Source organism: Halomonas halmophila, assembly GCF_006540005.1.
GTDB classification, from domain to species: Bacteria; Pseudomonadota; Gammaproteobacteria; order Pseudomonadales; family Halomonadaceae; genus Halomonas; species Halomonas halmophila.
In genome coordinates this window covers 164,259-190,501 of sequence record NZ_BJOC01000003.1, presented here as the reverse complement: position 1 = coordinate 190,501, position 26,243 = coordinate 164,259, and the positions used below count along the sequence as shown (strand labels likewise).

The 26,243-nt window shown below is 64.9% G+C and carries 28 protein-coding genes; 3 read left to right on the top strand and 25 right to left on the bottom strand.

Annotated features, from left to right (window positions below; genetic code table 11):
- Window positions 1-60 precede the first annotated feature (60 nt).
- The 12 genes from HHA01_RS01030 to HHA01_RS00975 form a co-directional block, all read right to left on the bottom strand.
- Complete coding sequence (locus tag HHA01_RS01030; RefSeq protein WP_141317241.1) at window positions 61-534, bottom strand: phosphatidylglycerophosphatase A family protein; 474 nt, start codon at window positions 532-534, stop codon at window positions 61-63.
- Window positions 531-1,484, bottom strand: a complete 954-nt coding sequence (thiL, locus tag HHA01_RS01025; protein WP_141317240.1) for a thiamine-phosphate kinase — start codon at window positions 1,482-1,484, stop codon at window positions 531-533. The genes HHA01_RS01030 and thiL overlap by 4 nt, the downstream gene beginning before the upstream one ends.
- A gap of 14 nt (window positions 1,485-1,498) precedes the next feature.
- The gene (gene nusB / locus HHA01_RS01020; RefSeq protein ID WP_141317239.1) at window positions 1,499-1,999 is read right to left on the bottom strand and encodes a transcription antitermination factor NusB; all 501 of its coding nucleotides are present in this window, start codon (window positions 1,997-1,999) and stop codon (window positions 1,499-1,501) included.
- Window positions 1,996-2,493 carry a 6,7-dimethyl-8-ribityllumazine synthase gene (ribH, locus tag HHA01_RS01015; RefSeq protein ID WP_141317238.1) on the bottom strand — a complete coding sequence of 166 codons (498 nt, stop codon included), beginning with the start codon at window positions 2,491-2,493 and terminating at the stop codon, window positions 1,996-1,998. Before ribH ends, nusB begins: the two co-directional genes overlap by 4 nt.
- A 105-nt stretch (window positions 2,494-2,598) precedes the next feature.
- Complete coding sequence (ribBA, locus tag HHA01_RS01010; protein WP_141317237.1) at window positions 2,599-3,759, bottom strand: bifunctional 3,4-dihydroxy-2-butanone-4-phosphate synthase/GTP cyclohydrolase II; 1,161 nt, start codon at window positions 3,757-3,759, stop codon at window positions 2,599-2,601.
- Between the two features lie 212 nt (window positions 3,760-3,971).
- A complete protein-coding gene (gene ribD, locus HHA01_RS01005) occupies window positions 3,972-5,123 on the bottom strand; it encodes a bifunctional diaminohydroxyphosphoribosylaminopyrimidine deaminase/5-amino-6-(5-phosphoribosylamino)uracil reductase RibD (RefSeq protein ID WP_141317236.1) in 1,152 nt (383 codons plus the stop codon).
- Window positions 5,120-5,605 (bottom strand): transcriptional regulator NrdR, encoded by a 486-nt coding sequence (nrdR, locus tag HHA01_RS01000; RefSeq protein ID WP_141317235.1) that lies wholly within the window; start codon window positions 5,603-5,605, stop codon window positions 5,120-5,122. The genes ribD and nrdR overlap by 4 nt, the downstream gene beginning before the upstream one ends.
- Before the next feature lie 150 nt (window positions 5,606-5,755).
- Complete coding sequence (locus HHA01_RS00995) at window positions 5,756-5,998, bottom strand: DUF6447 family protein (RefSeq protein WP_141317234.1); 243 nt, start codon at window positions 5,996-5,998, stop codon at window positions 5,756-5,758.
- A 24-nt stretch (window positions 5,999-6,022) separates the two neighbouring features.
- Window positions 6,023-7,288, bottom strand: a complete 1,266-nt coding sequence (gene glyA, locus HHA01_RS00990; protein WP_141317233.1) for a serine hydroxymethyltransferase — start codon at window positions 7,286-7,288, stop codon at window positions 6,023-6,025.
- 142 nt (window positions 7,289-7,430) lie between these two features.
- On the bottom strand, window positions 7,431-8,855 hold the full coding sequence (locus HHA01_RS00985) for a hypothetical protein (RefSeq protein WP_141317232.1): 1,425 nt from the start codon (window positions 8,853-8,855) through the stop codon (window positions 7,431-7,433).
- Between the two features lie 79 nt (window positions 8,856-8,934).
- Window positions 8,935-11,505, bottom strand: a complete 2,571-nt coding sequence (locus HHA01_RS00980; RefSeq protein ID WP_141317231.1) for an ABC transporter permease — start codon at window positions 11,503-11,505, stop codon at window positions 8,935-8,937.
- Window positions 11,502-12,221: an ABC transporter ATP-binding protein gene (locus HHA01_RS00975; protein ID WP_141317230.1), complete on the bottom strand. Its 720-nt coding sequence runs from the start codon at window positions 12,219-12,221 to the stop codon at window positions 11,502-11,504. Before HHA01_RS00975 ends, HHA01_RS00980 begins: the two co-directional genes overlap by 4 nt.
- On the opposite strand from HHA01_RS00975, the gene HHA01_RS00970 reads away from it, so the two are divergent.
- On the top strand, window positions 12,220-12,912 hold the full coding sequence (locus tag HHA01_RS00970; RefSeq protein ID WP_141317229.1) for an arylesterase: 693 nt from the start codon (window positions 12,220-12,222) through the stop codon (window positions 12,910-12,912). The two genes, HHA01_RS00975 and HHA01_RS00970, sit on opposite strands and share 2 nt — an antisense overlap.
- A 10-nt stretch (window positions 12,913-12,922) precedes the next feature.
- Here HHA01_RS00970 and HHA01_RS00965 read toward each other — a convergent pair whose 3' ends face one another.
- Window positions 12,923-13,816, bottom strand: a complete 894-nt coding sequence (locus HHA01_RS00965) for a DMT family transporter (protein WP_141317228.1) — start codon at window positions 13,814-13,816, stop codon at window positions 12,923-12,925.
- 132 nt (window positions 13,817-13,948) lie between these two features.
- Window positions 13,949-14,218: an Rdx family protein gene (locus HHA01_RS00960; protein WP_141317227.1), complete on the bottom strand. Its 270-nt coding sequence runs from the start codon at window positions 14,216-14,218 to the stop codon at window positions 13,949-13,951.
- A 233-nt stretch (window positions 14,219-14,451) separates the two neighbouring features.
- On the opposite strand from HHA01_RS00960, the gene HHA01_RS00955 reads away from it, so the two are divergent.
- Complete coding sequence (locus HHA01_RS00955) at window positions 14,452-14,655, top strand: PA3496 family putative envelope integrity protein (RefSeq protein WP_141317226.1); 204 nt, start codon at window positions 14,452-14,454, stop codon at window positions 14,653-14,655.
- Window positions 14,656-14,809: 154 nt separating this feature from the next.
- Window positions 14,810-16,471, top strand: a complete 1,662-nt coding sequence (gene ettA / locus HHA01_RS00950) for an energy-dependent translational throttle protein EttA (protein WP_141317225.1) — start codon at window positions 14,810-14,812, stop codon at window positions 16,469-16,471.
- A gap of 131 nt (window positions 16,472-16,602) precedes the next feature.
- Here the strand turns inward: ettA and lpxL are convergent, their stop codons facing one another.
- The 11 genes from lpxL to ftsB all read right to left on the bottom strand — a co-directional run bounded on the left by lpxL (window position 16,603) and on the right by ftsB (window position 26,095).
- Window positions 16,603-17,517 carry an LpxL/LpxP family Kdo(2)-lipid IV(A) lauroyl/palmitoleoyl acyltransferase gene (gene lpxL / locus HHA01_RS00945; RefSeq protein ID WP_141317224.1) on the bottom strand — a complete coding sequence of 305 codons (915 nt, stop codon included), beginning with the start codon at window positions 17,515-17,517 and terminating at the stop codon, window positions 16,603-16,605.
- Between the two features lie 19 nt (window positions 17,518-17,536).
- Window positions 17,537-18,637, bottom strand: coding sequence for an alanine racemase (gene alr, locus HHA01_RS00940; RefSeq protein WP_141317223.1), 1,101 nt, complete (start codon window positions 18,635-18,637; stop codon window positions 17,537-17,539).
- 146 nt (window positions 18,638-18,783) lie between these two features.
- Complete coding sequence (rpoS, locus tag HHA01_RS00935; RefSeq protein WP_141317222.1) at window positions 18,784-19,776, bottom strand: RNA polymerase sigma factor RpoS; 993 nt, start codon at window positions 19,774-19,776, stop codon at window positions 18,784-18,786.
- A 121-nt stretch (window positions 19,777-19,897) separates the two neighbouring features.
- Window positions 19,898-21,097, bottom strand: a complete 1,200-nt coding sequence (locus tag HHA01_RS00930) for a peptidoglycan DD-metalloendopeptidase family protein (protein WP_141317221.1) — start codon at window positions 21,095-21,097, stop codon at window positions 19,898-19,900.
- Window positions 21,090-22,076, bottom strand: coding sequence for a DUF368 domain-containing protein (locus HHA01_RS00925; protein ID WP_141317220.1), 987 nt, complete (start codon window positions 22,074-22,076; stop codon window positions 21,090-21,092). Before HHA01_RS00925 ends, HHA01_RS00930 begins: the two co-directional genes overlap by 8 nt.
- Window positions 22,073-22,753 (bottom strand): protein-L-isoaspartate(D-aspartate) O-methyltransferase, encoded by a 681-nt coding sequence (locus HHA01_RS00920; protein WP_141317219.1) that lies wholly within the window; start codon window positions 22,751-22,753, stop codon window positions 22,073-22,075. The genes HHA01_RS00925 and HHA01_RS00920 overlap by 4 nt, the downstream gene beginning before the upstream one ends.
- Window positions 22,740-23,486, bottom strand: a complete 747-nt coding sequence (gene surE, locus HHA01_RS00915; RefSeq protein WP_141317218.1) for a 5'/3'-nucleotidase SurE — start codon at window positions 23,484-23,486, stop codon at window positions 22,740-22,742. The genes HHA01_RS00920 and surE overlap by 14 nt, the downstream gene beginning before the upstream one ends.
- A complete protein-coding gene (gene truD, locus HHA01_RS00910) occupies window positions 23,461-24,588 on the bottom strand; it encodes a tRNA pseudouridine(13) synthase TruD (protein WP_141317217.1) in 1,128 nt (375 codons plus the stop codon). Before truD ends, surE begins: the two co-directional genes overlap by 26 nt.
- Window positions 24,581-25,063: a 2-C-methyl-D-erythritol 2,4-cyclodiphosphate synthase gene (gene ispF, locus HHA01_RS00905; protein ID WP_141317256.1), complete on the bottom strand. Its 483-nt coding sequence runs from the start codon at window positions 25,061-25,063 to the stop codon at window positions 24,581-24,583. Before ispF ends, truD begins: the two co-directional genes overlap by 8 nt.
- 7 nt (window positions 25,064-25,070) lie before the next feature.
- Window positions 25,071-25,751: a 2-C-methyl-D-erythritol 4-phosphate cytidylyltransferase gene (gene ispD, locus HHA01_RS00900; RefSeq protein WP_373862921.1), complete on the bottom strand. Its 681-nt coding sequence runs from the start codon at window positions 25,749-25,751 to the stop codon at window positions 25,071-25,073.
- Between the two features lie 47 nt (window positions 25,752-25,798).
- Entirely contained in the window at window positions 25,799-26,095 is a 297-nt protein-coding gene (gene ftsB, locus HHA01_RS00895) for a cell division protein FtsB (protein WP_141317215.1), read from the bottom strand.
- Window positions 26,096-26,243 lie beyond the last annotated feature (148 nt).

Genomic DNA, 26,243 nt, shown 5'->3' with positions numbered 1-26,243 from the left:
CGCCCGGTGTCCACCGGCGGGCGCTCCGAGTCTTCGGGCACACCACACCGGCAGCTCGGCTCAATGCAGCCAGAACCACAGGTGCATGGTACTCCAGCCATACACACTGGCCAGCACATCGTCGATCATGATGCCGAAGCCGCCCGCCACGCGCCGATCCGCCCAGCGGATCGGCCAGGGCTTGAAGACATCGAACACCCGAAAGACCACAAAGCCCCAGATTGCCGCCTCCCAGGAGAAGGGGACCGCGGCCATGGTCAGCCAGTAGCCGACGAACTCGTCCCAGACGATACCTGAGTGATCATGCACGCCGAGGTCGCGGGATGTCTTGTCACACAGCCAGATGCCCCAGATGAAGGCAACCGCCACGACCAGCATGTACCAGCCCAGGGGCAGTTCCGAGAGCAACCAGTAGCAGGGGATCGCGGCGAAGGTACCGAAGGTGCCCGGGGCAAAGGGCACCGCACCACTGCCGAAGCCGAATGCCAGGAAATGGGCCGGACGATGCCAGACGCTCTTCGGGGCTCGATTCATGGCCTCTCTCCCGGAAAGTGCTGCCAGCCCGATGGCGCCGAGGCATCGACTCCTTGCAGGCCAGGCTCACTGGTGAAGCTGCCGATCACGGTCAGCGGCACCTCCAGTGCCGCCAGTCGCTGTCTGGCCGGTTCAAGGCTGTCCGGCGACAGGCTCACCAATAGCTCGTAATCATCTCCACCACTCAGCGCGGCCTGCAGCGCCGGGTCAGTGCCGAGCCGGTCGACGAGCCCCACGGCCAGCGGAAGCGATTCGGGGCAGAGCCTGGCCCCCAGCCCCGAGGCCTGACACAGATGTCCCAGATCGGCCAGCAGGCCATCGGAGATGTCGATGGCGGCACTCGCCAGACCACGCAGCGCCATTCCAGCCGACAGGCGCGGCTCGGGCAGCAGATAGCGCCCCAGCAGAGGCGTGGACAGATCACGTTCGCCGGCCTGCCAGTGCGCCAGGCCACCTGCCCCGCCACCCAGCACACCGGTCACCGCCAGATGATGCCCCGGCTCAGCCCCGGTCCGTGTCAACGCTTCGCCGGGCGGGACCTCACCCATGACGGTCACGCTCACCGCCAGCTCACCACGGCTGACATCGCCTCCTGCCAGCTCGACGTCCGTGTCGCGACACAGCGCATGAAAGCCCTCCGCGAACGCCGCCACCCAGTCCCCGTCGGGCTCCGGCAGCGTCAGCGACATGAGACACCAGCGCGCCCTGGCCCCCATGGCCGCCAGATCGCTGAGGCTGACCGCCAGCGCCCGATGGCCGATGGCCCGTGCCGGGGCCGAGGCCGGAAAATGCACATCGGCCACCGAGGTATCGACACTTACCGCCAGGCGCTGTCCCGGTGCAGGCGTCAGCAGGGCCGCATCATCCCCGATCCCCAGCGCAACGCCGGCCTCGGTGCTCCGGGAGGCAGGCGTGAGAAAACGGGAAATCAGCTCGAATTCGCTATGCATTCGCTCGACAGCCTTCAGCGACGACGCGCTTCGACCTCGGCGGCGCGAAGTTGAACCGCCAGCTTGTCGAGAATGCCATTGACATAGCGGTGTCCCTCCGTGGCGCCGAATGACTTGGCCAGCTCGACGCCTTCGTTGATGGCCGCACGGTACGGCACATCCATGCGAAAGCCCAGCTCATAGGTACCCAGGCGCAGAATGGCCAGCTCGATGGCGTCCAGCTCATCCAGGCGGCGATCGAGGACCGGTGCCAGATGCCCGTCGATGACCTCCTGCTGGCTCACCGCGCCATGCAGGAGCTCGTGAAACAACGCCAGGTCAGCGATCTCCATGACCTTGTGCCAGTTTTCATGATCTTCCAGATCCTCGTCGGCGACCTGACCGCGGAACTCTGCTTCCAGGGTGGTGACCGCCTTGCCGGTCATGTGCCATTGATATAGCCCCTGGACGGCCAGCTCACGGGCGGCACGACGCGACTGCTGGGACTTCGAGGGCTGACGCTGCTGACCGCTCATTGCTCGTCTCCGCTTGAGGGCGCTTCCAGGCGGCGCATCAAGGACACCATTTCCATGGCCGCCATGGCCGCTTCGGTGCCCTTGTTGCCGGCCTTGGTGCCGGCACGCTCGATGGCCTGCTCGATGGAATTGACCGTCAGCACGCCATTCGCCACCGGTGTTTCGAACTCCAGCTGCAGACGACTCAGCGCCGAGTTGCACTCACCGGCCACATGCTCGAAATGTGGCGTGCCGCCGCGGATCACCGCGCCCAGGGCAATCACCGCTTCGGGCTGGACCGCACGCAGGGCGCGCTGAATCGCCAGCGGCAGTTCCCAGGCTCCGGGGGCGTGGATAATGTCGATATTGGCTTCATCCACCCCATGGCGGGTCAGGCTGTCCACCGCACCCTCGACCAGACTGTCGACCACATGATGATTGAAACGACCGACCACGATCACGTAGCGGCCATCGACGTCGACGAAGCTTCCTTCGACTTGAGAAATCGGTTGCATGTTCTGTTCCTGATCAATCCGGTATGGCGAGCTGCCGGTTCGCGAGTCCGAGTCTCGACACGGGCGGCGCAGCTGCGCGTTGTTCATCCATTGATGATGGCACTTTCAGTGATCGCCAGCAGCCACCGTTCTGCCATCGGGGTCGACACGCTCGACGACCTCGAGATCGAAGCCGGAGAGCGCCGAGAACCGCCAGGGTGAGCTCAGCAGGCGCATCCGGCCGACGCCGAGATCACGCAGGATCTGCGAGCCGGTGCCGATGGTCAGGTAGTTGCCGGCGCCATCGGAGTCGGTGGTGCGCAACGGTCGACGGCGTTCGAGGAACTGCTCGACCAGGTCATGCAGGTCCTGCCGCGGCCGGCCATCATCCAGCAACACGAACACCCCCTGCTCGACCCGGGCGATTTCCGCGACTGCCTCATGGGCCGACCAGCTGTCATGCTCCCCTTTCTGCAGCGACAGCAGGTCTCGCATCACGTTGGTCAAGTGGACACGTACCGTGGTCAATGTCTGCGGATCCGGCCTGCCCTTGACCAGGGCCAGATGGTGAGCGCCCTGAATGCGATCGCGGAAGACATGCAGATCCAGCGCGCCGTGTGGTGTCTGAACCGGCAGCGACTCGACCAGCTCGACGGTCTGCTCGTTGTGGATGCGGTAGTGTATCAGGTCGGCGATGGTCCCCATCTTGAGGCCATGTTCTTGGGCAAAGCGCTCCAGCTCGGGACGGCGGGCCATGCTGCCATCATCATTCATGACCTCGCAGATGACCCCGCTGGGATCCAGGCCGGCCAGCGCCGACAGATCGCAGGCCGCCTCGGTGTGGCCAGCACGCCGCAGCACGCCACCCGGCTCCGACATCAGCGGGAAGATATGCCCGGGCTGGACCAAATCCTCCGGCCTGGCATCCCGTGCGGCCGCGGCCTGGACCGTGCGCGCTCGGTCGGCGGCGGAAATGCCGGTGGTGACGCCCTCGGCGGCCTCGATGGAGAGAGTGAACTTGGTCCCGAACCCCGAGCCGTTGCCGGTGACCATCAGCGGCAGCTGCAGCCTTTCACAGCGCTCGCGCGTCATCGGCAGGCAGATCAACCCCCGGGCATGCCGCGCCATGAAGTTGATGTGCTCGGCCTCGACCTTCTCCGCGGCCATGATGATGTCGCCTTCATTCTCGCGATCCTCATCATCCATGAGGATGACCATCCGCCCCTGGCGAATATCCTCGATCAGCTCTGGAATGGGGGAAAGGCCCCCGTTGGAGGAGTGCACCATGGATTCTCCATCTTTGAGCGTGGCGGCTGTCGCCGAGTGACCACATTTCCGTCGCCGTCAGGCGTCACCCACCTGAAACCGCGTTAGGGTACCGTGGCACGGGCGCGGGCGCTAGGCGTGGTCCAACCTTCGCTCGTCACCTTGTCAGCCAGTGCCAGGTCAGTCGACCGCAGGAGCGCCCCCTGAAGCCCTCTCCAGGTCAGAACGTGGCGTCAGACGGATACCGACAGCTCGCGCTGACGAGGCACGGCGGTGATGCGCCAGTCCTCGCCCACGGCGCGAATATCCAGAATCTGCAGCGGGCGCTGCTCATCCATGCGCGTCATCCCCGGCAGCTCGAAAAGCGGCCGCGCCTCGCCGCCCAGCAGGGTCTGGGCGACGAACAACTGCATCTCGTCCACCAGGCCGGCATCGAACATGGCCCCTGCCAGCGTTGCCCCCGTCTCCAGCAGCACCTCATTGGCCGCCTCCCGGGTCGCCAGATAGGCCAGTAGTGCCGCCAGCTCGACGCGTCCGCTCTCTTCGGCCGCCACTTCCACCACCTCGGCACCGGCGGCTTCCAGCTCGGCACGGCGTTCGCGATCATGGCCGGCTACCGTGAACACCAGTGTACGCCCGGCTTCGCACAGACAGGCAGACGCCAGGGGCAGACGCAACCGGGAGTCGACGATCACACGCAGCGGCTGGCGCCGGGCAATGCACTCGGCCTGCTCCAGTTCGAGTTGCTCGGGGCGCACGGTGAGACGCGAATTGTCGAAGATGACGGATTCGACCCCCGTCAACACGGCACTCGAGCGCGCCCGGAGACGCTGGACCTCACGTCGTGCCGAGGGCCCGGTGATCCACTGGGATTCCCCGGACCGCATGGCCGTACGGCCATCCAGACTCATCGCCATCTTGAGGCGAACATGCGGCCGCCCTTGCGCCATGCGCGAAATGAAGCCGGGGTTGAGGGCGCGCGCCTCTTCTTCCAGGACGCCGACCTCGACCGCGACCCCAGCCTCTTTCAACAAGTCGATTCCACGTCCCGCGACCTCTGGGTTGGGGTCCTGCATGGCGACGACCACACGCGCCACACCCGCCTCGGCCAGAGCCACGGCGCAAGGCCCGGTGCGCCCCTGATGGGAACACGGTTCCAGAGTGACGTAGGCCGTGGCGCCGCGCGCCGCGTCGCCGGCCTGCTGCAGGGCATGGACCTCGGCATGTGCCTCGCCGGCCCGTTCATGCCAGCCCTCGCCGACCAGCCTGTCCTGATTGACCAGCACGCAGCCCACCCTGGGGTTCGGGTCGGTGGTGTAGAGTCCCCGGCGTGCCAGACGCAGGGCTCGCGCCATCCAGGCATGCGCGGAAGTCTCGGGAGTCATTGCGCCCCCGTATCATCGGGGCGGAAACTGGGCTCCTGCGCCAGGCGGTCGATCTCGGCGCGAAACTCGTCGATATCCTGAAAGCTGCGATACACCGAGGCAAAGCGAATATAGGCCACCTTGTCGAGGCGCTTGAGCGCATGCATGACCTCCTCGCCCACGTCACGAGCATGGATTTCCCGCTCGCCACGCGCCCGCAGCGTCTGGCGGATACGCTCCACGGCTGCCTCGATGGCCTCGGCCCCCACTGGACGCTTTTCCAGGGAGCGCAGCATGCCGGCACGCAGCTTGGCTTCGTCGAAGAGTTCCCGTGAGCCATCCGACTTGATCACCCGCGGCATGATCAACTCGGCCGTCTCGTAGGTAGTAAAGCGTTCACTGCATACCGCACATTGGCGACGACGTCTGACCTGATCCCCTTCGGCAACCAGGCGTGAGTCGGAAACGCGTGTGTCATTGGCGCCACAAAAGGGGCAGTGCATGGCAATCACCCGACAAGTAAAAGAAAGTGACGTTTCGTCATATTGTAACGGCTTGCAGGCACAGCGCCCAGTTATCCGCACGGCACGCCCTCAACGACGACGGGGATACCCGAAGGCATCCCCGTCGTCCCAGGAACACGCCACCTTTCCTCAAGTGCTCGTCGTGTTCAACTTGTCGAGTTCCGCCTTGAGCTCATTGGCATAGGCTAAGCGCGCGGTCTGAGCAATGGCCAACTGCTGCTGAAGACGCTGAATTTCCTGGTCGGTGACACGCAGGTTGTTCACCTGAGTGCGCGCCGACTCAGAAAGCTGATCCAGCGGATATTCCCTGCCATCAATGGTGACTGTCCGGGGCTGCTCCTCTGGTTGATCAGTCGTTCGCTGTTCTGCCATTCGACTCACTCCCTCGTTGGTGACTCAACGATACACGGGCAACCGGCCACATATCTGTTCGACCTTGCCCTTCACCTCGGCTTCGATGGCGCTGGTGTCTTCGCCCTTGACCATGACGTCGAGGATATCGCTGATCCAGCCGGCGAGTGCCCGACAATCGTCCGCGTTGAAGCCGCGGGTGGTCACGGCGGGTGTACCGATGCGCAGCCCGGAGGTCACAAACGGGCTCTGCGGGTCATTGGGCACGGCATTCTTGTTGACGGTAATGTGGGCACGACCCAGGGCGGCGTCCGCGTCCTTGCCGGTCAGCCCCTGCTTGACCATCGACAGCAGGAAGAGATGGTCCTCGGTGCCGCCGGAGACGATGTCGAAGCCCCGCTCGATGAAGACGTCGGCCATGGCCTGGGCATTCTTGACGACCTGCTGCTGATAGGTCTTGAACTCGGGCTCCATGGCTTCCTTGAAGCAGATCGCCTTGGCGGCGATGACATGCTCGAGGGGACCACCCTGCCCGCCCGGAAAGACGGCAGCCTGCAGCTTCTTCTCGATCTCGACGTCGTCCTCGCTGGACAGGATCAGGCCACCGCGCGGCCCGCGCAGCGTCTTGTGCGTGGTGGTCGTGACCACGTGGGCATGTGCCATGGGGCTCGGATAGACCCCGGCCGCGACCAGGCCGGCGATGTGCGCCATGTCGACCAGCAGGTAGGCACCCACCTCATCGGCGATCTCGCGGAACCTCGCCCAGTCGATGATCTGCGAATAGGCCGAGAAGCCGGCGATGATCATCTTCGGCTGGTGCTCGCGAGCCAGCCGTGCGACCTCGTCGTAATCGATCCGGCCACTCTCGTCGATGCCGTACTGCACAGCATTGTAGTGCTTGCCGGAAAAGTTGGGGCGCGCGCCATGGGTCAGGTGGCCACCTGCGTCCAGGCTCATGCCCAGCACGGTGTCGCCGGGCTTGACCAGCGCCTGGAAGACCGCGCCATTGGCCTGGGAGCCGGAGTGTGGCTGGACATTGGCGTAGCTGGCACCGAACAATTCCCTGGCGTAATCAATCGCCAGTTGCTCCACGACGTCGACGAACTCGCAGCCGCCGTAGTAGCGCTTGCCGGGGTAGCCTTCCGCATACTTGTTGGTCAGCTGGCTGCCCTGCGCCTCGAGCACCCGCGGGCTGGCATAGTTTTCGGAGGCAATCAGCTCGATGTGCGCTTCCTGACGCGCGCTTTCCTTTTGCATGGCATCGAGAAGGGCATCATCGAACCCGGCAATCTGCATATCACGGCTGAACATCGGCTCAGGACCTCGCTTGGGTGGATAATCAGGAAGCTCATCATACCCCAGCCCATGACGGCTTTCACATGAGAGGCCGTCACGGGAAGGTCCATCATTTCTCATCCAGGCTTGAGAAATTCTGAAGCATCGACTCGACCGCTCAGCGTGTCTGGACCTTCATGTCCAGCTTGCTGGGCAACACCAGGGGATCATTGGCCAGGGTTTCAACCTCATGCTCACCGCCTTCCGGCAGCGAGAGGTGGACGACAAGCTCGCTGGCCTTGCCTTCCATCATGTCGACCAGCCCGCCCAGCAGCCGGGCCGCTTCCGGCCCGAACATGCTGCCCAGCCCCTTGGCCTGGGTGCGCGCCTGGGCCAGAAAGTCGGCCTCGCTCATGCCCTGGATGGTGGCGAGGATGGCCGGCAAGCGGCCGAACAGGCCGAGGTCGGTCAGGGTAGTCTCGACCTCGCCCCCCAACAGGGTAACCTCATCCAGCCTGTCGAGACGGGTCAGGTAGGAGGCCGGCTCGACGCCCTCCGGCAGGCGCGCCGGTGTTTCACTGTCGAAGGTCCAACGAAAGGCTTCCCCGGCCGTGACTCGGCTCTCGCCGATCAAGAGGGCCCGATTGCCACCCTTTTCCTCCCACTGCCCATCGAAGGCGGCATCCAGCGTCAGCTGGCCGCTGCCGCCGGTCAGCACATTGCTCATCATGCGCAGCCGGGTTCGCTTCTCGGCCGGGGCGAGCTCGATCATCCCGGCCAGATCAAGGTTCATCGATTCCAGCCACAAGCCACCGGCCCCATCGGTCATGTCGCTGTCGATCAGCAGCCGCTCCAGCGTGGTCGAGAGCCCCTGTGCACTGATGTCAAGGTCTTCGAGTTCCACACGGTCGGCCCGCGCCTCATCCTGGCTGTGCAGGTCATGCAGCCCCTGAAGGTCCAGGCTGGCCAGGCTGAATTCACCATCCCCGAGATCCCCGATGGCCTCGGCACTGCCGCTGATGTTGCGGGCCACCAGGCTGCCGATGTGCTGTGGCGATAGCGACTCGAGCTCCAGGCGCTCGATGGCCAGCCGCGGATTACGCAGCGTGCGTGCCGGCTGGGTCGTGTCATCGAACACGACGCTGCCACGACGCTCGACGCTCAGGCCCTCGACCACCATTTGCTCGGCTTCGAGGTCGGTCAACCAGTCCTCGAGTGACAATACCGAGCGAGATGGACCGGTCGCCACCAGGCGCTGCACCTCGATGGTGCCAGCCGCGTCGCCCTGCTCGTCGGCCATCCTGATCCCTTCCATGAGCACCTGGTCAGGGTCGTCATAATCGCCCTCGACGACGTAGCGGTCGATCAAAAGGCGCTCCCCCTGCTCGCTGACGTAATCGATATTGGTCGCGCTTGTCTCGCCGCCCAGCATGCTCTCGGAGACATCACCGATGGTCAGCTCGCCCGGGCGCTCGGCAAACAGTGCCCGGAGGTCCGCCTCGAGACGCTCGGCATCGGCCTGGGCCGGCCCGGTGCCGATCAACAACAGCGCGCTCAGCCCCATGACGCAAACCGACTTGCCTGGTAGGAATCGTGTCTTCATTACACCCGCTCCTTGGTGGTTGATGCTTGATTATGCCGGATTTCGATGATGCCGATATGACGATAACACCGCCGATCCATCAGGTTTCACCGAGCAGCCCCAGACTGGCCATGGGGGCTTGCCGCCGCAGACCCCGAGACAACAGCTGGCCAATGACGCCGACCAGCAAGATGCCAACCAGCGGCAAGCCGAGCCAGAGCCCCAGGTGCCAGCGCGGCGCCAGGTCAAGCCAGGTCAGATAGATACCGGCTGCGGCCAGCTCGGCCAGCAATGCCGCCAGGAGGCCACTGGCCAGCCCCAGCAGGGCAAACTCCGCACCCTGGACCCTGGCCAGGAGCCGATTGCCGGCGCCGAACACACGCAGCAGGCCCGCTTCATGGGCACGTACCGGCATGCTCGCGACCAGCGCCGCATAGAGCACGCTGATGCCCGCCAGCAGTACGAGGACAAGGACCAGCTCGACGGCACGGGTGACCTGATCGAGGACCTCGCGAACCCGCGACAGGATCGACTCGACATCCAGCAGGGTGACCGCCGGGAAGTCCTCGACCAGGCCGAGCAACACGCCACGCTCGGCCGTGTCGAGGTGAAAGGCAGTGATGTAGCTGTGGCCGAATTCCTCCAGTACGCCGGGCGGGAAGATGACATAGAAGTTCGGCCGGAAGCTGTCCCAGTCGAGGTCACGCAGACTGGTAATCCGGCCCTTCACCGTTTCGCTGCCCACGCTGAATGTCAGGGTGTCGCCAACGCCCAGACCGAGTCGTTCGGCCAGGCCACTTTCCAGGGAAATCGGTGCGACCTTCCGGGCGTCTACTGCACTCATCCAGCCCGACGAATCGGTAGAAGACGCCGTAAACCATTCACCGGCCACCAGTCGATTGCCGGTGGGCACCTCGTCGCTCCAGGTCAGGTTGAGCTCACGCCGCAGGGCATTATCTCCCCGCGCCTCCTGCGGCACGACATCCTGCGGCGACTGCCCCTCGATGGCAGTAATGCGCCCGCGCACCATTGGGTAAAGAGCACTGTGTGCGTCAGCGGTCTCGTTGAGTGCCGCCTCGAAGGCGTCGCGCTCGCCGGGTTGAATGTTGATGGCGAAGTGGTTGGGGGTGTCCTCCGGGAGCTGAGCCTGCCAGGCGTTCAGGAGATCGCCACGCACCAGGGCGATCATGGCCATGGCAAACAGCGCCGCGGCAAATGCCAGCAGCTGGCCGAGGCTGGCATTGTGTCGGCGCGCCAACTGCTGACCGCCCATTCTCAGAGCCCGCCAGGGATTATCCGGCGAGCCGGTCTCGTGCGGCAGCCGCCGACAGAGTCTGGCCAGCAGCCTTAGCAGGACACTCCCCAGTCCCCATAATACGACCAGGGCGATCATTCCTCCCAGCAGCAAGCCCAGCGCCAGCAGCCCATCCCCGGAGTAGAGCCACAACAGACCACCGAAGACCGCCGCCGCCATGACCACCACGATCCAAGCCGAGGCCGGCAGCGGATCAAGCTCGCGGCGCAAGACCTTCAGCGCGCTGACGCGTCGCAAGCGAAGCAGCGTAGGACCGGCAAAGCCCGCCAGCACGGCCAGCGCGGTAAAGATGCCCATGCCCAGCGGCAGGAGTCCCGGCGGCGGCAGATCGATGGGCATCACCGCTCCCAGAAGTGCCAGCAGCAGGGCCTGACCGGCCAGCCCGACCAGGGCGCCGACCAGTGAGGCGGCCAGCGCCAGCCACAGCAATTGCAAGGCAAAAAGCCCCACCAGATCGCGCTGACTGGCCCCGAAGCAGCGTAACAGCGCCGCGGTATCCAGGTGACGCTCGACATAACGCCGTGTGGCCATGGCGACCGCCACGCCAGCCAGCAGGACCGCCGCCAGTCCGGCCAGGCTCAGGTATCGGTCGGCCCGCTCCAGGGCACTGCCGAGTCGCGGCCGGTCCTCGCGCACATCCTGCACCTCGACACCCTCGCCGCGCAGGCGTGCGAGCACCGGTGCCACCGAAGCCACCGCCTCGGCCGAGCCCGCGGCCAGCAGCTCGTATTCGATGCGCGAGCCTTCCTGCACCAGTCCCGTGGCCGGCAGGTCGTCCACATGCATCATCAAACGCGGATTGAAGTTGCCGAAACCCGCCGAGGGATCGGCCTCACGCTCGATGACCCCATCCACGCGCAGCTCGGCGCTGCCGACCCGCAGGCTGTCGCCCACCCCGGCATCGAGCAGCATGGCCAGACGCGGCGCGATCCAGACATCGCCACGCGCGGGCCCGGACGCCACCTCAGCCACCTCGTCGCCTCGCGCAATCCGCGACACACCATAGTGCGGATAGGCATCATCCACCGCCTTGAGACTCACCGACTGGAAGGCATCGTCCTGACTGACCATGGACACCATGTCGACCTGGTCCGACAGCGTCAGCCCCGCGGACTCGAGCGTCTCGCGCAGTGCCGCGTCGAAGGGCCGCGATTGCTCGAGCACCACATCACCACCCAGCAGTTGCCCGGCCTGCCGGGTCAGGCCGCGGTCGAGGCGATCAAGGAAGAAACCGATCATGGTCGAGGCGGCCACGGCCAGCGCCAGGGCCAGAAACAGGGCGCGCACATCGCCAGCTCGCATGTCGCGTTTCAGGCCGCGCCAGGAAAGGCCCCAGAGACGTGCCGAGCCCGTCATGCGCCCACCTCGTCGCGCATCATCTCGACCAGGTGCCCGTCGGTCAGCTGCAGGCAACGATCGCAGCGTCGTGCCAGGGCATGATCGTGGGTGACCAGCACCAGGGTGGTACCGGCTTCATGATTCAGCTCGAACAAGGTGTCGATGATACGCTCCCCGGTGACGGGGTCGAGGTTGCCGGTCGGCTCGTCGGCGAACACCAGCTCGGCACCGGTCACGAAGGCCCTTGCCAGGGCCACTCGCTGTTGCTCACCACCGGACAGCTGCTTGGGCAGATGGTCGAGTCGCTCGCCAAGCCCCACGCGCTCCAGCCAGCGTCGGGCCAGACGATCGGCATCGCGGACCGCGGTCAACTCCAGCGGCATCAGCACATTTTCCAGGGCAGTCAGTGTCGGCAACAGCTGGAAGTTCTGGAACACGAAGCCGACACGCCCGGCGCGAAGGCCGGCCCGGCCATCCTCGTCCAGATCCCCCAGCGACTGCCCGAACATGGCCAGCCGGCCACCACTCGGCGCGTCGAGGCCGGCCAGCAGCCCCAGCAGGGTCGACTTGCCTGCCCCGCTCTGCCCCAGGATGGCGACGCTCTCGCCGGCCTGCACCTCGATATCCAGGGCCTGCAGAATAATCAGGCGGCGTTCGCCACTGACGACCTCCTTGCTCAGGCCCTCGGCGTGTAGAATCGGCGTATTGGCATTCGCGTGCGAGGAGTTGGACATGCTGGAGCATTCCCCCGTGGTTCGAGTTCGCAAGCCCCTACCACCGCTCCTGCGGCGGGTCTGGCTGGCGATGTTCCTGTGGCTGGCCAGCAGCCCACTTTGGGCCGCTTCAGGACCCGTGGTGCTGGTCATGGGCGACAGCTTGAGCGCGGCCTATGGCATCGAGCGTGACGCCGGCTGGGTCAGCTTGCTGGCCGAACGTCTGGAGGGCAAGGCCGAAGTCGTCAATGCCAGCATCAGTGGCGAGACCACCGCCGGCGGCAAGACCCGCCTGCCCGAGTTATTGAGGCAACATGATCCTGATATTGTTCTGATCGAACTCGGCGGCAACGACGGTCTCCGGGGCCTTTCTCCCCAGCAGATGCGCACCAACCTCGCCGCGATGATCGAGGCCAGTCAGGCCTCCGGGGCGCAGGTCGCCCTGCTCGGTATCGATATTCCTCCCAACTATGGCCAGGCCTATCGTGACGCTTTCAGGCAGGTCTTCGCCGATCTCGCGGAGCGCTTCGGGGTGCCGCTGCTGCCCTTCCTGCTGGAAGGCGTGGCCTTGAAAGACGCATTGATGCAGGAAGATGGCATTCACCCCACCGCCGAGGCCCAGCCCAGAGTGCTCGACAACGTCTGGCCGGTACTTGCCCCTCTGCTGAAAAACGCCGGCGTGGCGCTCGCCGATGCGGGTGACGGCGCGTGACCATGTTGCCTCACTGCTGGGCGCTGGCCGCGGCCGGCGCCTTCTGTCGCTGCTGCAGCCCCAGCCCGCCAAGGATCAGCACCAGTCCCACCAAGGTCGAGGGCAGGATGGGTTCACCGACGACGAAGAACAGCAGCAGCAGCGAGACCGGCGGCGAAAGAAAGATCAGGTTCGATATCCGGGCGGTACGCGATACCGTGTGCATCGCCATTTGCCAGAACACGAAGGCGATGCCCATCTCGAACAACCCCACATAGACGCCCGCTGCCAACCCGGTCGCCCCGACCCACTCAACCTCGGGGCCCAGGCACCACATCACCAGCAACACCGGCACTCCTACACTGAAATTCTGCCATTGCGCCACCAGTGGCGGGCGAGCATCACGCGTGTTGAGCAGCCAGTACAAAGCCCAGATCAAGGTCGAGACCAGTGCAAAGCCGACGCCCAGCGGGTCGGCGAAGTTCACGTTGAACACCTGACCACGGGTGGCGATCACCCAGACCCCCGAGTAGGCGATCAACCCCGCCAGCACGTCCATGCGGGTCAGCCGCTGGCCAAGTATCGGCACGGCGAGCAGCGCCATGGTCAATGCCCAGGTATAGTTGAGCGCCATGGCCTCCTGACCCGGCAGGCGATCATAGGCGGCAAACAGCACCAGGTAGTAGGCTGCGGGATTCATCAGGCCTGCCCAGGCGGCGGTGCGCCAGCCACGGCGCAATGCCTCGCGCCCCTCGCCCCGATACCACACCAGCACGCCGATCAGCGCCCAGGAAACCACCGAGGCGATGCACATCAGGGTCAAGGGCGACATATGACCCAGTGCCACCTTGAAGGCCGTGGCCACCGTCGACCACAAGCCAACGGCCCCCAACCCATAGAGAATCGCGCGACGATCCGCTGTCATGAAACTTCCCCGCTCATTCTGTAAAAAAACGCCCCGAACGCCAGTCGCGACCTATCCCCTCACGCCTCACGCCTCACGCCTCACACCTCACACCTCACGCCTCACGCCTCACGCCTCACGCTTCGTAGCGCATTATCGATCGACATGCCCCAGATCACGTTCCGGGTCCAGACGATCGCGGACCTTCTGTTTCAGCACCTTGCTGTCCGGAAAGCCACCATCGCGCTTGCGCTCCCAGAGGCTCTCGTCATCGAGAAAGATCTCGAAATGCCCGCCATGGGAGGGGGCCAGCGCCACTTCCTCCAGCGCCTCGCCGAAGGTGGAAAGCAACTCCTGCGCATACCAGGCGCTGCGCAGCAACCACTGACACTGGGTACAGTACTGAATTCGAACACGTGACATAGGACCCCGAATCTCGGCAGAAAGGAATCCCCATACTACTGTCTAACCGAGGCCCCGGCCTAGTGAACCGGCTCGCCACTATCGGCCGTTCGCGTGTCAGGGCTTGCACTCAGGGCGATCTCGTCTTATATAGCCGGCAGGTGCCCTTGCCTTGCGCCGCCCTGCGGCACTGGCGAGGAAACGCTGGCAACCGCCGCTCCCGAGGAAAGCGGCCGGCCATGGGAGGAAATCGCATGCGCCCCGACACATTGGACGATGAAGATTACGATGCAGCAGCCCCCGAGGACGACACGGATGCCGACGCCACTCCGGAGCGTCCTGCCAGCCGTGCGGACCGGCTGCGGGCCCGCCGGCGCCTGGAGGACCTGCTGGAAGAGCGCCGCCTGCAACGCGACATCGAGGATGACTGGGACTTCGACCTGGACGAGGAAGAATAAGGCCAGGCAACGCCCCTGCCGACACGCCGGGCCGCCTTCAGGCCGCGGCCCCGAGCCTGCATTGTCGGTCACTCTCTAGCCTTTCCGGGCTGCGACCACTATCATCAGAGCCATCAAGGCTCCAACCCCGAACCTCCAACCCTAGTGAGATTCCATGGCGCAATACGTTTACACCATGAACCGGGTGGGCAAGGTCGTGCCCCCCAAGAAACAGATCCTCAAGGATATTTCCCTGTCCTTCTTCCCCGGCGCCAAGATCGGCGTACTGGGCCTGAACGGCGCCGGCAAGTCGAGCCTGCTTCGCATCATGGCCGGCGTCGACACCGAGTTCGAAGGTGAAGCGCGGCCGATGCCGAACATGAAGGTCGGCTATCTGCCGCAGGAGCCCGAGCTCGACGACGACAAGAACGTGCGCGAGACGGTCGAGGAAGCCCTGAGTGCCATCAAGGAGGCTCAAGAGCAGCTCGACGCCGTCTACACGGCCTATGCCGACCCCGATGCCGACTTCGATGCCCTGGCCACCGAGCAGGCCCGCCTGGAGGACATCATCGAAGCCGCCGACGCCCACAACCTGGAGCGCAAGCTGGAAGTCGCCGCCGAGGCCCTGCGCCTGCCGGCCTGGGAGGCGCGTGTCGGCAACCTCTCAGGTGGCGAGCGTCGCCGCGTGGCACTCTGCCGTCTGCTGCTGTCCAGCCCGGACATGCTGCTGCTGGATGAGCCGACCAACCATCTGGACGCCGAATCGGTGGCCTGGCTGGAGCGCTATCTGCATGATTACAGCGGCACCGTGGTGGCCATCACCCACGACCGCTACTTCCTCGACAACGTGGCCGGCTGGATTCTCGAGCTGGACCGCGGCGAAGGCATTCCCTTCGAGGGAAACTACTCCCAGTGGCTCGAAGCGAAGGAGAAGCGTCTCCAGCAGGAAGCCAAGCAGGAAGCCTCCCGCCAGAAGGCCATCAAGCAGGAACTCGAGTGGGTACGCTCCAATGCCAAGGGTCGTCAGGCCAAGAGCAAGGCTCGCCTCGACCGCTTCGAGGAACTGCAGTCCGGCGAAGTACAGAAGCGCTACGAGACCAACGAGATCTACATTCCGCCCGGTCCGCGACTCGGCGACAAGGTCATCGAGTTTCACGGCGTGGCCAAGTCGTTCGATGACAAGCTGCTGTATGACGATCTCGACTTCGCCATTCCGCCCGGCGCCATCGTCGGCCTGGTCGGCGGCAACGGCGCCGGCAAGTCGACCCTGTTCAAGCTGATCGAGGGCAAGGAAACCCCGGATGCCGGCGAAGTGGTCAAGGGCGATACCGTCGATGTAGCCTACGTCGAGCAGCTGCGCGATGACCTGGACAACAAGCAGACCGTCTGGGAAGCGGTGTCCGACGGCCAGGACATGCTCAACATCAATGGCTACGAAGTGTCGTCACGGGCCTATGTGGGTCGCTTCAACTTCAAGGGCAACGACCAGCAGAAACGCCTCTCGGACCTCTCCGGGGGGGAACGCGGTCGCCTGCAGCTCGCCCAGACCCTCAAGCAGGGCGCCAACGTGCTGTTGCTCGACGAACCCTCCAACGACCTGGACATCGAGACCCTGCGCGCCTTGGAAGAAGCCCTGCTGGCCTTCCCCGGCTGCGCCATGGTGATCTCCCACGACCGCTGGTTCCTCGACCGCATCGCCACCCACATCCTGGCCTTCGAGGGCGACTCCCACGTCGAGTTCTTCGCAGGCAACTACACGGAATACGAGGCGGACCACAAGAAGCGTGTCGGCGATGACACACCGCACAGGATGAAGTACAAGCGGATCGACGCCTGACCGGCTTCGCCGGAGCGATAAGCCGTAAGCTTTAAGCTGTAAGAATAACCCCACTGACCTCAGGTTCGTGGGGTTTTCTTATGGCTTACGGCTTAAAGCTTACAGCTCCCAAGCTGTACTGAAGCGAAGCTTCAGTACAGCTTGGGCTCGCCCTCGGGCCTGGTCTTGAAGCGTCGGTGCAGCCACAGGTACTGCTCCGGGTGGCGGCGGATGGCGGCTTCGATCACCGCGTTGATGCGCGCGGCATCGGCATGCTCGTCACCACTGGGAAAGTCCTCCAGTGGCGGCAGGTATTCCAGGCGGTAAGTCTTGTCATCGGTATCACGATGAAAGATCAGGGGTATCACCGGCGCTCCCGTCATCCGGGCGATCTTGGCGGTCAACCTGACGGTGGCCGCTTCCACCCCGAAGAAGGGGGCGAAGACGCTGGCCTCGCGGCCGAAGTCCTGATCCGGGGAATACCAGACGTTGTGCCCGGCCTTGAGGTGACGCACGACGCCACGCAGATCATGCCGATCAATGGTGCTACCGAAGATGCGAAGGCGAGCGCGGGTCATGAAACGCTCGAACAGCGCATTATCGTGCGGCCGATAGACCGCGTCGGCGGGAAAGAACAACGAGTGCAGGGCGCCGCCGAGATCCAGCGTCGAGAAGTGGATGCCGATGATCAGGGCACCCTGGCCCTCCGTCTGGAGCCGTGCCATGTGTTCCTGGCCCTCGAAGACCACACGATGGCGCAGGTGCTCGGGGTCCCGGCACCAACCGGTGGCGGTTTCCAGAATGCCCATGCCGTTGGCCAGGAAGGTATCCTTGACCAGCTTGCGCTGCTGCGCCGCCTCCAGTTCGGGGAAGCAGAGCCGAATATTGGTCTCGGTAATGTGCCGGCGACGCCTGGCAAAACGCCAAGCCAGCAGGCCGATGCCCTTGCCGAGCGTCATCTTGACGCGCCAGGGCAGCCAGGCGCCAGCATACATGGCACCGATGGCCAGCCAGGCCGACCAGTAGCGCGGGTGCAGAAAGCGGGTATCGGAAGCGTGTTCAGTCATGGGGCTCTCGCACTCGGGGTCAGGCGTCATGATAGCGTCTGGGCACTCTGGGCAGCACCCCGGTCAGCAGGGTATAGCTGATGGTATCGCAATAGCGCGCCACCTCATCGACGGGGAGTACTACGCCGTTCGCGGCGCGCCCCCAGAGCGTTACCCGGCTGCCGATATCGGCCTCTGGCAGGTCGGTAATATCGACTGTCAGCATGTCCATGGACACCTTGCCGGCCAGCCCGGCTCGCTGCCCCTCGACCAGCACCGGCGTGCCGTCCCGGGCGTGGCGATCATAACCATCGCCATAACCACAGGCCACCACCGCGATACGCGACGCGCGCTGTGCCTGCCAGCGGCCGCCATAGCCGACCCGCTCTCCCGCTGCCAAGTGGCGCACGGCGATAATCTCCGAGCTCAGGGTCATCACCGGCTTCAGGCGCCGACTGACCGCATTGGCCACTTCCAGCGGATCACTGCCGTACAACATCACCCCCGGGCGGTTCCAGTCGCCATGCGCCCGGGGATGCGACAGGGTCGCCGGCGAATTGGCCAGGCAGGTCGGCGCCTCGAGCTCGGCGGCCAGGGCTTCCAGGGTGCGCATCTGCCCCTGGAAATACGCCGTATCGGCCTGATCGGCAGTCGCGAAATGGCTGACCAGGTGCAGATCGCATACCTGTGCGCCAGCGCCGGCCAGACGCTCCCAGAGCGCCGGCACCCGCGGCGGCGTGAAGCCGAGTCGATGCATTCCGGAGTCGACCTTGAGCCAGACGGGAATCGGTCGTGACGGCCGAAAGGCCAGCAACGCCTCGACCTGCCAGTCACTGTGTACCACCGTCCACAACTCCAGCGCATCGATGCACGCCAGTTCATCCGCCGTGAAGAAGCCTTCTAGCAGAACGATCGGTGACGTGATACCGGCCTCGCGCAGGACCTCGGCCTCCTCGATGCAGGCCACCGCCAGGGCCGGCGCCAGTGTCTCGAGAGCTCGGGCGCAGGCCACCAGGCCGTGGCCATAGGCATCCGCCTTGAGCACCGCCAGCGAGCGGCTCTGCGGCGCGAGATCACGCGCCAGGCAGTAGTTGTGGCGCAGGGCCTCGAGGTCAATGTCGGCTCTCAGGGGGCGGACCATCGCAATCTTCCTGCTGGCGGGTAACACATGAAGAAAGCCAGGCTGATGCGCTGGCTTTGCGGCTGAACGAAGGTTGTCAGGGCCCGCTGGTGAAGGTCGCTCGGGCCGGGCCAGGGTGGCGTGTCTTTTACGCCACCGCACGACGCCTATTCGAAGATGGCATCCAGGTCCAGGCCCTGCTTGTCGAGCAGGCGTCGCAGTTTCTTCAGCGCCTCGACCTGGATCTGGCGCACCCTTTCACGCGTCAGGCCGATCTCGTCGCCGACCTGCTCCAGGGTCGAGGCTTCGTGACCGCGCAGGCCGAAACGCCGCACCACGACCTCGCACTGCTTGTCGGTCAGCTCGGCCAGCCAGTCGTCGACATGCTGCTTGACGTCCCCGTCCACCAGCGAGGATTCGGGCCCCAGGTCGTTCTCGTCGGTGATCGTCTCGATGAGCGGCTTGTCACTCTCGCTGCCCACCGGGTAATCCACCGAGGACACGCGTTCGTTGAGCCCCATCATTTTCTTTACGCTGGCCACCGGCTTGTCGAGATGGTCGGCGATTTCCTCGGCGGTCGCCTCGTGGTCGAGCTTCTGGGTCAACTCGCGGGCGGCCCGCAAGTAGATGTTGAGCTCCTTGACCACGTGAATGGGCAGACGAATGGTGCGCGTCTGGTTCATCAGAGCGCGCTCGATGGTCTGACGGATCCACCAGGTCGCATAGGTGGAAAAGCGGAACCCGCGCTCGGGATCGAACTTTTCCACGGCCCGGATCAGGCCGAGATTGCCCTCCTCGATCAGATCGAGCAGCGTCAAGCCACGGTTGAGATAGCGGCGGGAAATCTTGACCACCAGGCGCAGGTTCGACTCGATCATGCGAGAACGCCCCTGGGGATCGCCCTGTCGCGCCAGACGCCCGTAGTGAACCTCTTCCTCGGGCGTCAACAAGGGCGAGAAGCCGATCTCGTTGAGATAGATCTGGGTGGCGTCGAGGCTGTGATTCTGGTGACGGTCCTCGCGACTCAAGGCCTTCTCGAAGGCCTCGTCACTGTCATCCACCGCACCGACTTCGAGGTCGACGGTTTCTACCGACTCATCATCCGCCTCGGCGGCCGATTCCAGATTCACATCCTGAAGGTCCCGTTCAAGCATGCTCATCGATTGCTACCCCATGGTTGCGACTCGGCATTGTGCATTTCACTGCCCACCCTCAATGCCCGAGATTATTGTTGTATGACGCCCGGATGGCGCAGTGCAATCACGACATTGGGCGCATCATTCAACGCGCGGGAAGATACTCCAGGGGATCCTGCGGCTGACCGTCCTTGCGCACCTCGAAATGCAGCCGAACATCCTGGGCATCGCTGTCCCCCATGCTGGCGATCACCTCGCCTGCCCGCACCACATCGTTTGCCTTCACGTTCAGGGAATCGTTGTGGGCGTAGGCACTGAGAAACTGGTCATTGTGCTTGAGGAGAATCAGGTTGCCGTACCCACGCACGCCACTGCCCGCGTACACCACGATACCCGGCGCGGCTGCCTTGACAGGCTGCCCCTTCTGCCCACTGATATCAATGCCGTCGGTGATGCTGTCACCCTCGCCGTAACCGCCGACGACACTGCCACTGGTCGGCCATTGCCAGGGCACCGGATCGACCGGTGTATACTGCCGGTCCGACCTGTCCTGGCCGCCCGATGCATCAGTCGCGGCCTGGCTGGACGACTCGGACGCGCTCTCTCCAGCGTCATTCTGAGCCACCCGGGTGTCCTCATCGTCGCCGGACTGTCCCGCATCCTGCTCGGCGTCCTGCGTTGATTCGCTCGAGGCATCTCGCTCCTCGGCGTCAGACTGGGTACCACTCTCGGACTCGGTGCCGTCTGACTCGCTGGTGGCCGTCTCGTCACCCGAACCAGTGGCAGCCGAATCTTGCGTGTCGGACGAGGCCGAACTGTCGTCGGCATAGACCGGGCCGGGTGCACTCTCGCTGTCGCCCGACGTGCCGGAGTCGTTGCCGGAATCGGCGGGCAGCAGCCAGTCCAGGGATTCATCCTCCCCGGCCGTGCCGCTGTTACCGGTGTCGCCATCAGCCGCACTGCCCGAGACACCGCCCGCTACCGCAACACCGCTGGCCACGGCACCGCTATCAGCCGTCTCGACATTGCCGATCCCGGCGGTACCCGACGCCGTCGTGATGTCACTCGCGTCAGCACCCTGGGCGTTCAGCACCAGACGCTGTCCAGGCTGGATCTCATAGGGCGGGCCAATGTCATTGATCTCCGCCAGATCGCGATAGTCCATGTCGTGCCGCCAGGCGATACCGTAGAGAGTATCCCCGGACTTCACGGTATATTCAGCGGGCGTCGATGCCGCTCGCTCGGTCGACAGCTCATCGACGCGTACCGGCGCCTTCTCGTTCTGCGAGGCGGCGCAACCCGCCAACAGCAGTGCGAGCCCCGGGATCAGCAACCCCTTATGCATTGGAACCATCCTCCTTGTCCTTGACTACGCTATCACGCTCGTCCTTTCCAGGTGTATGGGGGCCGGAGTTGAGGCGATCAATACTCAGCACCAGCACCGCCCCGACCAGCATCAACAGCAACACGACCGGCCACTGGGATGGCTCCCCGGTGACGACGGTATACTCACCCGGGGTCAGATGATGATACTCCAGCGGAATCGTCCGGCCATCCGCACCCATTCGATAAGACGCCATCTGCTGCCAGGGCCACAGTGTCGGCAACGAGCCCACGATAAAGCCCACCAGCAACTGCATGGTCGCGTCATGGCCGTGCCGGAGCAACCATGAAAGCAGACGCGAAAACACCACCAACCCCGCCAGGCAGCCCAGGCCGAAAATGGCCAGCAGCCCGGTATCGAAATGCCTGATGCCTTCCATGACGGTGCCATACAGACCCATGGTCAGCAGCAACAGGCTACCCGACACGCCCGGCAGCAAGAGCGCACTAATCGCAATGAAGCCGGCTACCGCCAATACCAGCCGCGGGCTGCCCAGTTGCGAGACCAGCGGCATCAGGGCAGGCAGGACCTGAGCCAGCACCAGCCCCACCGCCAGAGGCAGCAGATACCACCAGCGCCAGCCCGCAGGCCGCCGCCAGACCACCAGGGCCGAGGCGCCGACCAGACCGAAGAAGAAACCATCCAGCAGCCTGGGTTGCGCTTCCATCAACCATACGACGAGATGCGCCACGCTCAACAGACTCAGGCCGATACCGGCCAGCAGCGGCAACAGGAAGCGCAGGTTCAGATAGTCCACCACGCCCGCGCTGCCCTCGCGCTTCCAGATGCCGACCGCCCCGGGACCGAAGCGTTCGATGGTCTGGATCAACTCCTCGTAGATACCGGTAATGAAGGCGATGGTGCCACCCGACACCCCGGGCACGGCATCCGCGGCCCCCATGCCGGCGCCCTTGCAGACCAGTCCCAGATATCGCTTCACCTAATGACTCCTTCCAGCAAGGGCACGAAATGCACCCGTTCGAGTCGTTCGCGCTCGAACTGGTTGCCCTGGCGGCGCACGCGCACCAACCACTGTTCTCCATTTCTATCGGCGACGGGAGCAATCATGATGCCGCCTTCCTCCAGCTGTGCCAGCAAGGGCATGGGGATCTCGCTGGCACAGGCGGTCAGCAGGACCAGATCGAAGGGCGCCGCTTCCGGCCAGCCATGTCCGCCATCCGCCAGGCGCAGCTGCACGTTGCCGGCCCCGAGCCAGTGCAATCGCTCACCCGCCCGTTCATGCAGGGCATTGATGCGTTCCACCGACCAGAGCTCCGGCACCAGCCGCGCCAGTACCAGCGTCTGATAACCGGAGCCAGTGCCGACTTCCAGCACCCGGGCCGGGCTCTCCTGTACCACCAGCTCGCTCATGCGCGCCACGATCCAGGGACGCGACAGCGTCTGACCATGGCCGATGGGCAGTGACGTGTCCTCGTAGGCCCGGTGCGACAGCGCTTCGTCGAGGAAGAGGTGGCGCGGCGCCCGCGTCATCACATCCAGTACCCGGCGATCGCCAATGCCCTGTTGCGCCAGACGCTCGACCATGCGGTCCCGCGTGCGCTGCGATGTCATGCCGACCCCCTCCAGCAGACCGGGGCGAAGGTCAGGTGAGTGCATTCAACCAGTCCTGAACGTCGTCTCGAGCCGCATGCCGAGTCAAATCCGTCTGCAGCGGCGTGATGGACACATAGCCGTCTTCCACGGCGGCAAAATCGGTATCCGGGCCATCATCGGCATTTTCGCCCACCGGGGCAATCCAGTAGCGCTTGTGCCCGCGTGGGTCGAATACCTCCTGCGGTCGTGCGGCCGGCCCACGATGCCCCATGCGCGTCACGCGAAAGCCCTTGATCTCGGACCAGGGCAGATCCGGCACATTGACGTTGAGCAGGCTGCGCGGCGGCAGTGACAGTTGCTCGGCGGCGCCCACCAGACTCGCCGCGACACGACCGGCCGTGGCGAAGTGCTGGCGACCGACCAGCGATATGGCAATGGCCGTCATGCCCAGATTGCGTCCCTCCATGGCGGCCGCCACGGTACCCGAGTACAACACATCGTCCCCCAGGTTGCCGCCGTGATTGATGCCCGAGATCACCAGGTCCGGGCGCTCACCCCAGACGCCGTTGACCCCCAGATAGACGCAGTCGGCCGGTGTGCCATCCACGCTGTAGAAACCGTTTTCCAGCGCCGTCAGCGCCAGCGGCCGCGTCAGCGTCAGGGAGTTGCTGGCCCCGCTCTTGTCCCGATCGGGCGCTACCACGCGCAGTCGAGCATGATCCACCAGGGCATCATGCAGCGCCTTCAGGCCCGGGGCATGGACCCCATCGTCATTGGACAGCAACAGTCGATGCATGCGTAGCTCCTCCTTGGTCGCCCTGTGTCGAAGCGGGCTGGAAATTCAGGGTCGGGTGATCGATCACTTCACGCAACACCGAGGTGGCGAAGGCCCCGGGCGGCAGGCCGAATGACAGCCGGATGGCGCCATCCGCCTCGTGCTCGAGTTGCGGCGACTGGAGTCGCAGCCGAAGAGGCCGCCTGGCCAGGCGGGCACCGGCACGCTCCAGGCCCTCGCACAAGGGGCGGTTCGCCGCCAGCGGTTCGCGCTCGGCCGCTCGCGCAGCCCCTTGAGCCACTGACTCGCCCTGCCCCCAGAGGATGCCACTGGGATGAATGTCCAGCCGGGCGGCGCGGTCGATCAAATCGTCGCTGAGTGCTCCGACGACAAACTGGCTGCTCGTGCCATCGAGAATGGCCACCTCGCCCTCGAGCGGAGCACGCCAGGAATCCTGTGCCACCCGGGTGGCCAGCTGCATGTTGAACAGATAACTGCGCGCGGCCGAGAGCAGCATGCCCTGGGGGTCATCGCGCTTGCGCCAGCCCCGCGCCAGCAGGTCGGCGGCGCGCAACAGGTTGCGCCCATCCTGGCCGAACCGCTGCGGTCCCACATAGTTGGGCACACCATGCCGGCATAGCCATGACCAGCGCTCGACCAGCCGCGGATCGTCGACCACCCGACCGGTCAGTCGCAGGTGGAAATGATTGCCGCGATGCACCCCACGCTTGAGCTTGCGCGGATGTCGCGCCTGAGCCAGCAGCGTCACGCTGTCAGTGGACAGGCGGTCCGCCAGGTCCGGCGGCGTGGCCCGGCCCGGCAGATGCACCGAAAACCATTGCCGGGTCACGGCGACACGATCCTTCATGCCGGCATACCCCACGGCTCGCGCGCCGACCTGGCAGATGCGGGCCAGCTCGCGTGCCACCATGGCGGTGGTAATGTCGCGTTTTTCAATCCACAGCCAGAGGTGTTCCCCCTGGCCTTCCGGCGCAAAGTCCAGCCATTCCTCGACTCGAAAGTCCTCCGGCGCCTCGCGATAGCTGCCCGGCAACGGCGCGCCGTAGCAAGGGTCCAGGGCGCGCGGCCATGCCGGCGGCCAGGCAGGGCGCGACTCAACCATCCTGGCGCGCCTCCAGCAGCACCACGGCTTCGGCGGCAATCCCCTCTCCGCGGCCCGTGAAGCCGAGGCGTTCGGTGGTAGTGGCCTTGACGTTGACCCGCGCAGGCTCGATACCCAGATCACGGGCGATGCAGGCCGCCATCCTGTCGACATGCTCGGCCATGCGCGGCGCCTGGGCGATCACCGTGGTATCGAGATTGCCTGGCAGCCAGCCCTGGTCGGCCACCAGCGCCACCACATGACGCAGTAGTTCACGGCTGTCGGCGCCCTTCCAGGCCGGATCGCTATCCGGAAAGTGCCTGCCGATATCGCCTAGGGCACAGGCGCCCAGCAGCGCGTCACAGACCGCATGCAGCAGCACATCACCGTCGGAATGGGCGACGAAACCCTGATCATGGGGAATGGCCACCCCACCGATCATCAGATGATCGCCCTCTCCAAAACAGTGCACATCGAAACCATGGCCGATTCTCATCATGGGCTCAGCAGGACTCCTCGCGGGCAGCGGTATGCGGACCGGACGCCTGGGCGGCAAGGATCTGTTCCGCCAGCGCCAGGTCATCGGGATGGGTAATCTTGATATTATCGCGTCGCCCGGGGATCAGGCGCGGGGACAGCCCCATGGCTTCAACCGCGGAGGCTTCATCGGTCATCCCCCTGCCCGCCCGGCGAGCGTCCATCAGGGCGTCACGCAGCAGGCCCAGGCGAAAACCCTGAGGGGTCAAGGCATGCCACAGGCCGGCACGCTGCTCGGTTGAAGCTACTCGTCCGGCCCCGTCATCGCGTTTCATGGTATCGGCCACCGGCGCCGCCAGCAGCCCGCCAACGGCATCCGCGTCGACCGCGTCATGGAGCCGCATCAGATCTTCCGCCGTCACGCACGGCCGGGCCACGTCATGGACCAGGACCAGGGCCTGCTCATCGCCTTCCTCGGCAGCGATCCATTCCAGGGCATGGAGCACAGAGTCGGCCCGCTCGCCCCCGCCCGCTATCCGCTGCCAGCGCGCAAAGGGCACGACGTCAGGCTCGAAGCAGCTATCCCGTGGATCCAGACACAGGCACAGTCGGGCCTCGGGAAAGACCGAGTGCAGACGCTGCAGGGTATGCCACATCACCGTCCGGCCCGCCAGCCTCAGATACTGTTTCGGCCGATTGGCGCCCATGCGGAGACCACTTCCGGCGGCGGGCACGATCAACCAGGGAGCCTGGCTCACGGGTTCGCCCCTGCGTTGCCGGCCTGCGGCACCCAGAAGAACTGCTCGTCGGTACGTACCATGCCGACTTCGCTACGCGCACGCTCCTCGATGGCATCGAGGCCGGTCTTGAGGTCAACCACCTCGGCCGCCAGACGCTCGTTGCGTGCTCGCAGGGGCGCATTTTCGGCTTCCAGCTGTTCGACACGCTGTCCTACCTCGGCGAGCTCGCCCAGGCTCCCTTCACCCAGCCAAAGGCGATACTGCAGCAGCGCCAGCAATGCCAGCAGCACGACGGCCAACCACTTGAGCATGCGAGAATTCCATCGACAGATTGCAATGCGTGCATTATGCCAGTTTCCTGCCCTCACCTCACCACCCAGGCCCGCCGGCGAGAGCCAATCACCGCAAGAGCAAGACCAGCCGACACCTCTCGCTTCCTGGCCCACCATGGTCTTTACT

Coding starts and splice junctions, on each gene's coding strand:
- nrdR (WP_141317235.1), bottom strand. CDS start 5,605: ATGCACTGCCCCTTTTGTGGCGCCAATGACACACGCGTTTCCGACTCA.
- ispD (WP_373862921.1), bottom strand. CDS start 25,751: ATGGGCGCCAATCGGCCGAAACAGTATCTGAGGCTGGCGGGCCGGACG.
- HHA01_RS00920 (WP_141317219.1), bottom strand. CDS start 22,753: ATGCACTCACCTGACCTTCGCCCCGGTCTGCTGGAGGGGGTCGGCATG.
- thiL (WP_141317240.1), bottom strand. CDS start 1,484: ATGCATAGCGAATTCGAGCTGATTTCCCGTTTTCTCACGCCTGCCTCC.
- surE (WP_141317218.1), bottom strand. CDS start 23,486: ATGCATCGACTGTTGCTGTCCAATGACGATGGGGTCCATGCCCCGGGC.
- glyA (WP_141317233.1), bottom strand. CDS start 7,288: ATGTTCAGCCGTGATATGCAGATTGCCGGGTTCGATGATGCCCTTCTC.
- HHA01_RS00960 (WP_141317227.1), bottom strand. CDS start 14,218: ATGTCACGTGTTCGAATTCAGTACTGTACCCAGTGTCAGTGGTTGCTG.
- HHA01_RS00965 (WP_141317228.1), bottom strand. CDS start 13,816: ATGACAGCGGATCGTCGCGCGATTCTCTATGGGTTGGGGGCCGTTGGC.
- HHA01_RS00995 (WP_141317234.1), bottom strand. CDS start 5,998: ATGGCAGAACAGCGAACGACTGATCAACCAGAGGAGCAGCCCCGGACA.
- HHA01_RS00955 (WP_141317226.1), top strand. CDS start 14,452: ATGCGCCCCGACACATTGGACGATGAAGATTACGATGCAGCAGCCCCC.
- ribBA (WP_141317237.1), bottom strand. CDS start 3,759: ATGGTGCACTCCTCCAACGGGGGCCTTTCCCCCATTCCAGAGCTGATC.
- HHA01_RS01030 (WP_141317241.1), bottom strand. CDS start 534: ATGAATCGAGCCCCGAAGAGCGTCTGGCATCGTCCGGCCCATTTCCTG.
- ispF (WP_141317256.1), bottom strand. CDS start 25,063: ATGAGAATCGGCCATGGTTTCGATGTGCACTGTTTTGGAGAGGGCGAT.
- HHA01_RS00975 (WP_141317230.1), bottom strand. CDS start 12,221: ATGTCCAACTCCTCGCACGCGAATGCCAATACGCCGATTCTACACGCC.
- truD (WP_141317217.1), bottom strand. CDS start 24,588: ATGGTTGAGTCGCGCCCTGCCTGGCCGCCGGCATGGCCGCGCGCCCTG.
- alr (WP_141317223.1), bottom strand. CDS start 18,637: ATGGTCCGCCCCCTGAGAGCCGACATTGACCTCGAGGCCCTGCGCCAC.
- ettA (WP_141317225.1), top strand. CDS start 14,810: ATGGCGCAATACGTTTACACCATGAACCGGGTGGGCAAGGTCGTGCCC.
- lpxL (WP_141317224.1), bottom strand. CDS start 17,517: ATGACTGAACACGCTTCCGATACCCGCTTTCTGCACCCGCGCTACTGG.
- ftsB (WP_141317215.1), bottom strand. CDS start 26,095: ATGCTCAAGTGGTTGGCCGTCGTGCTGCTGGCATTGCTGGCGCTGCTG.
- HHA01_RS00970 (WP_141317229.1), top strand. CDS start 12,220: ATGCTGGAGCATTCCCCCGTGGTTCGAGTTCGCAAGCCCCTACCACCG.
- ribD (WP_141317236.1), bottom strand. CDS start 5,123: ATGACTCCCGAGACTTCCGCGCATGCCTGGATGGCGCGAGCCCTGCGT.
- HHA01_RS00980 (WP_141317231.1), bottom strand. CDS start 11,505: ATGACGGGCTCGGCACGTCTCTGGGGCCTTTCCTGGCGCGGCCTGAAA.
- HHA01_RS00985 (WP_141317232.1), bottom strand. CDS start 8,855: ATGAAGACACGATTCCTACCAGGCAAGTCGGTTTGCGTCATGGGGCTG.
- ribH (WP_141317238.1), bottom strand. CDS start 2,493: ATGCAACCGATTTCTCAAGTCGAAGGAAGCTTCGTCGACGTCGATGGC.
- HHA01_RS00930 (WP_141317221.1), bottom strand. CDS start 21,097: ATGCATAAGGGGTTGCTGATCCCGGGGCTCGCACTGCTGTTGGCGGGT.
- nusB (WP_141317239.1), bottom strand. CDS start 1,999: ATGAGCGGTCAGCAGCGTCAGCCCTCGAAGTCCCAGCAGTCGCGTCGT.
- rpoS (WP_141317222.1), bottom strand. CDS start 19,776: ATGAGCATGCTTGAACGGGACCTTCAGGATGTGAATCTGGAATCGGCC.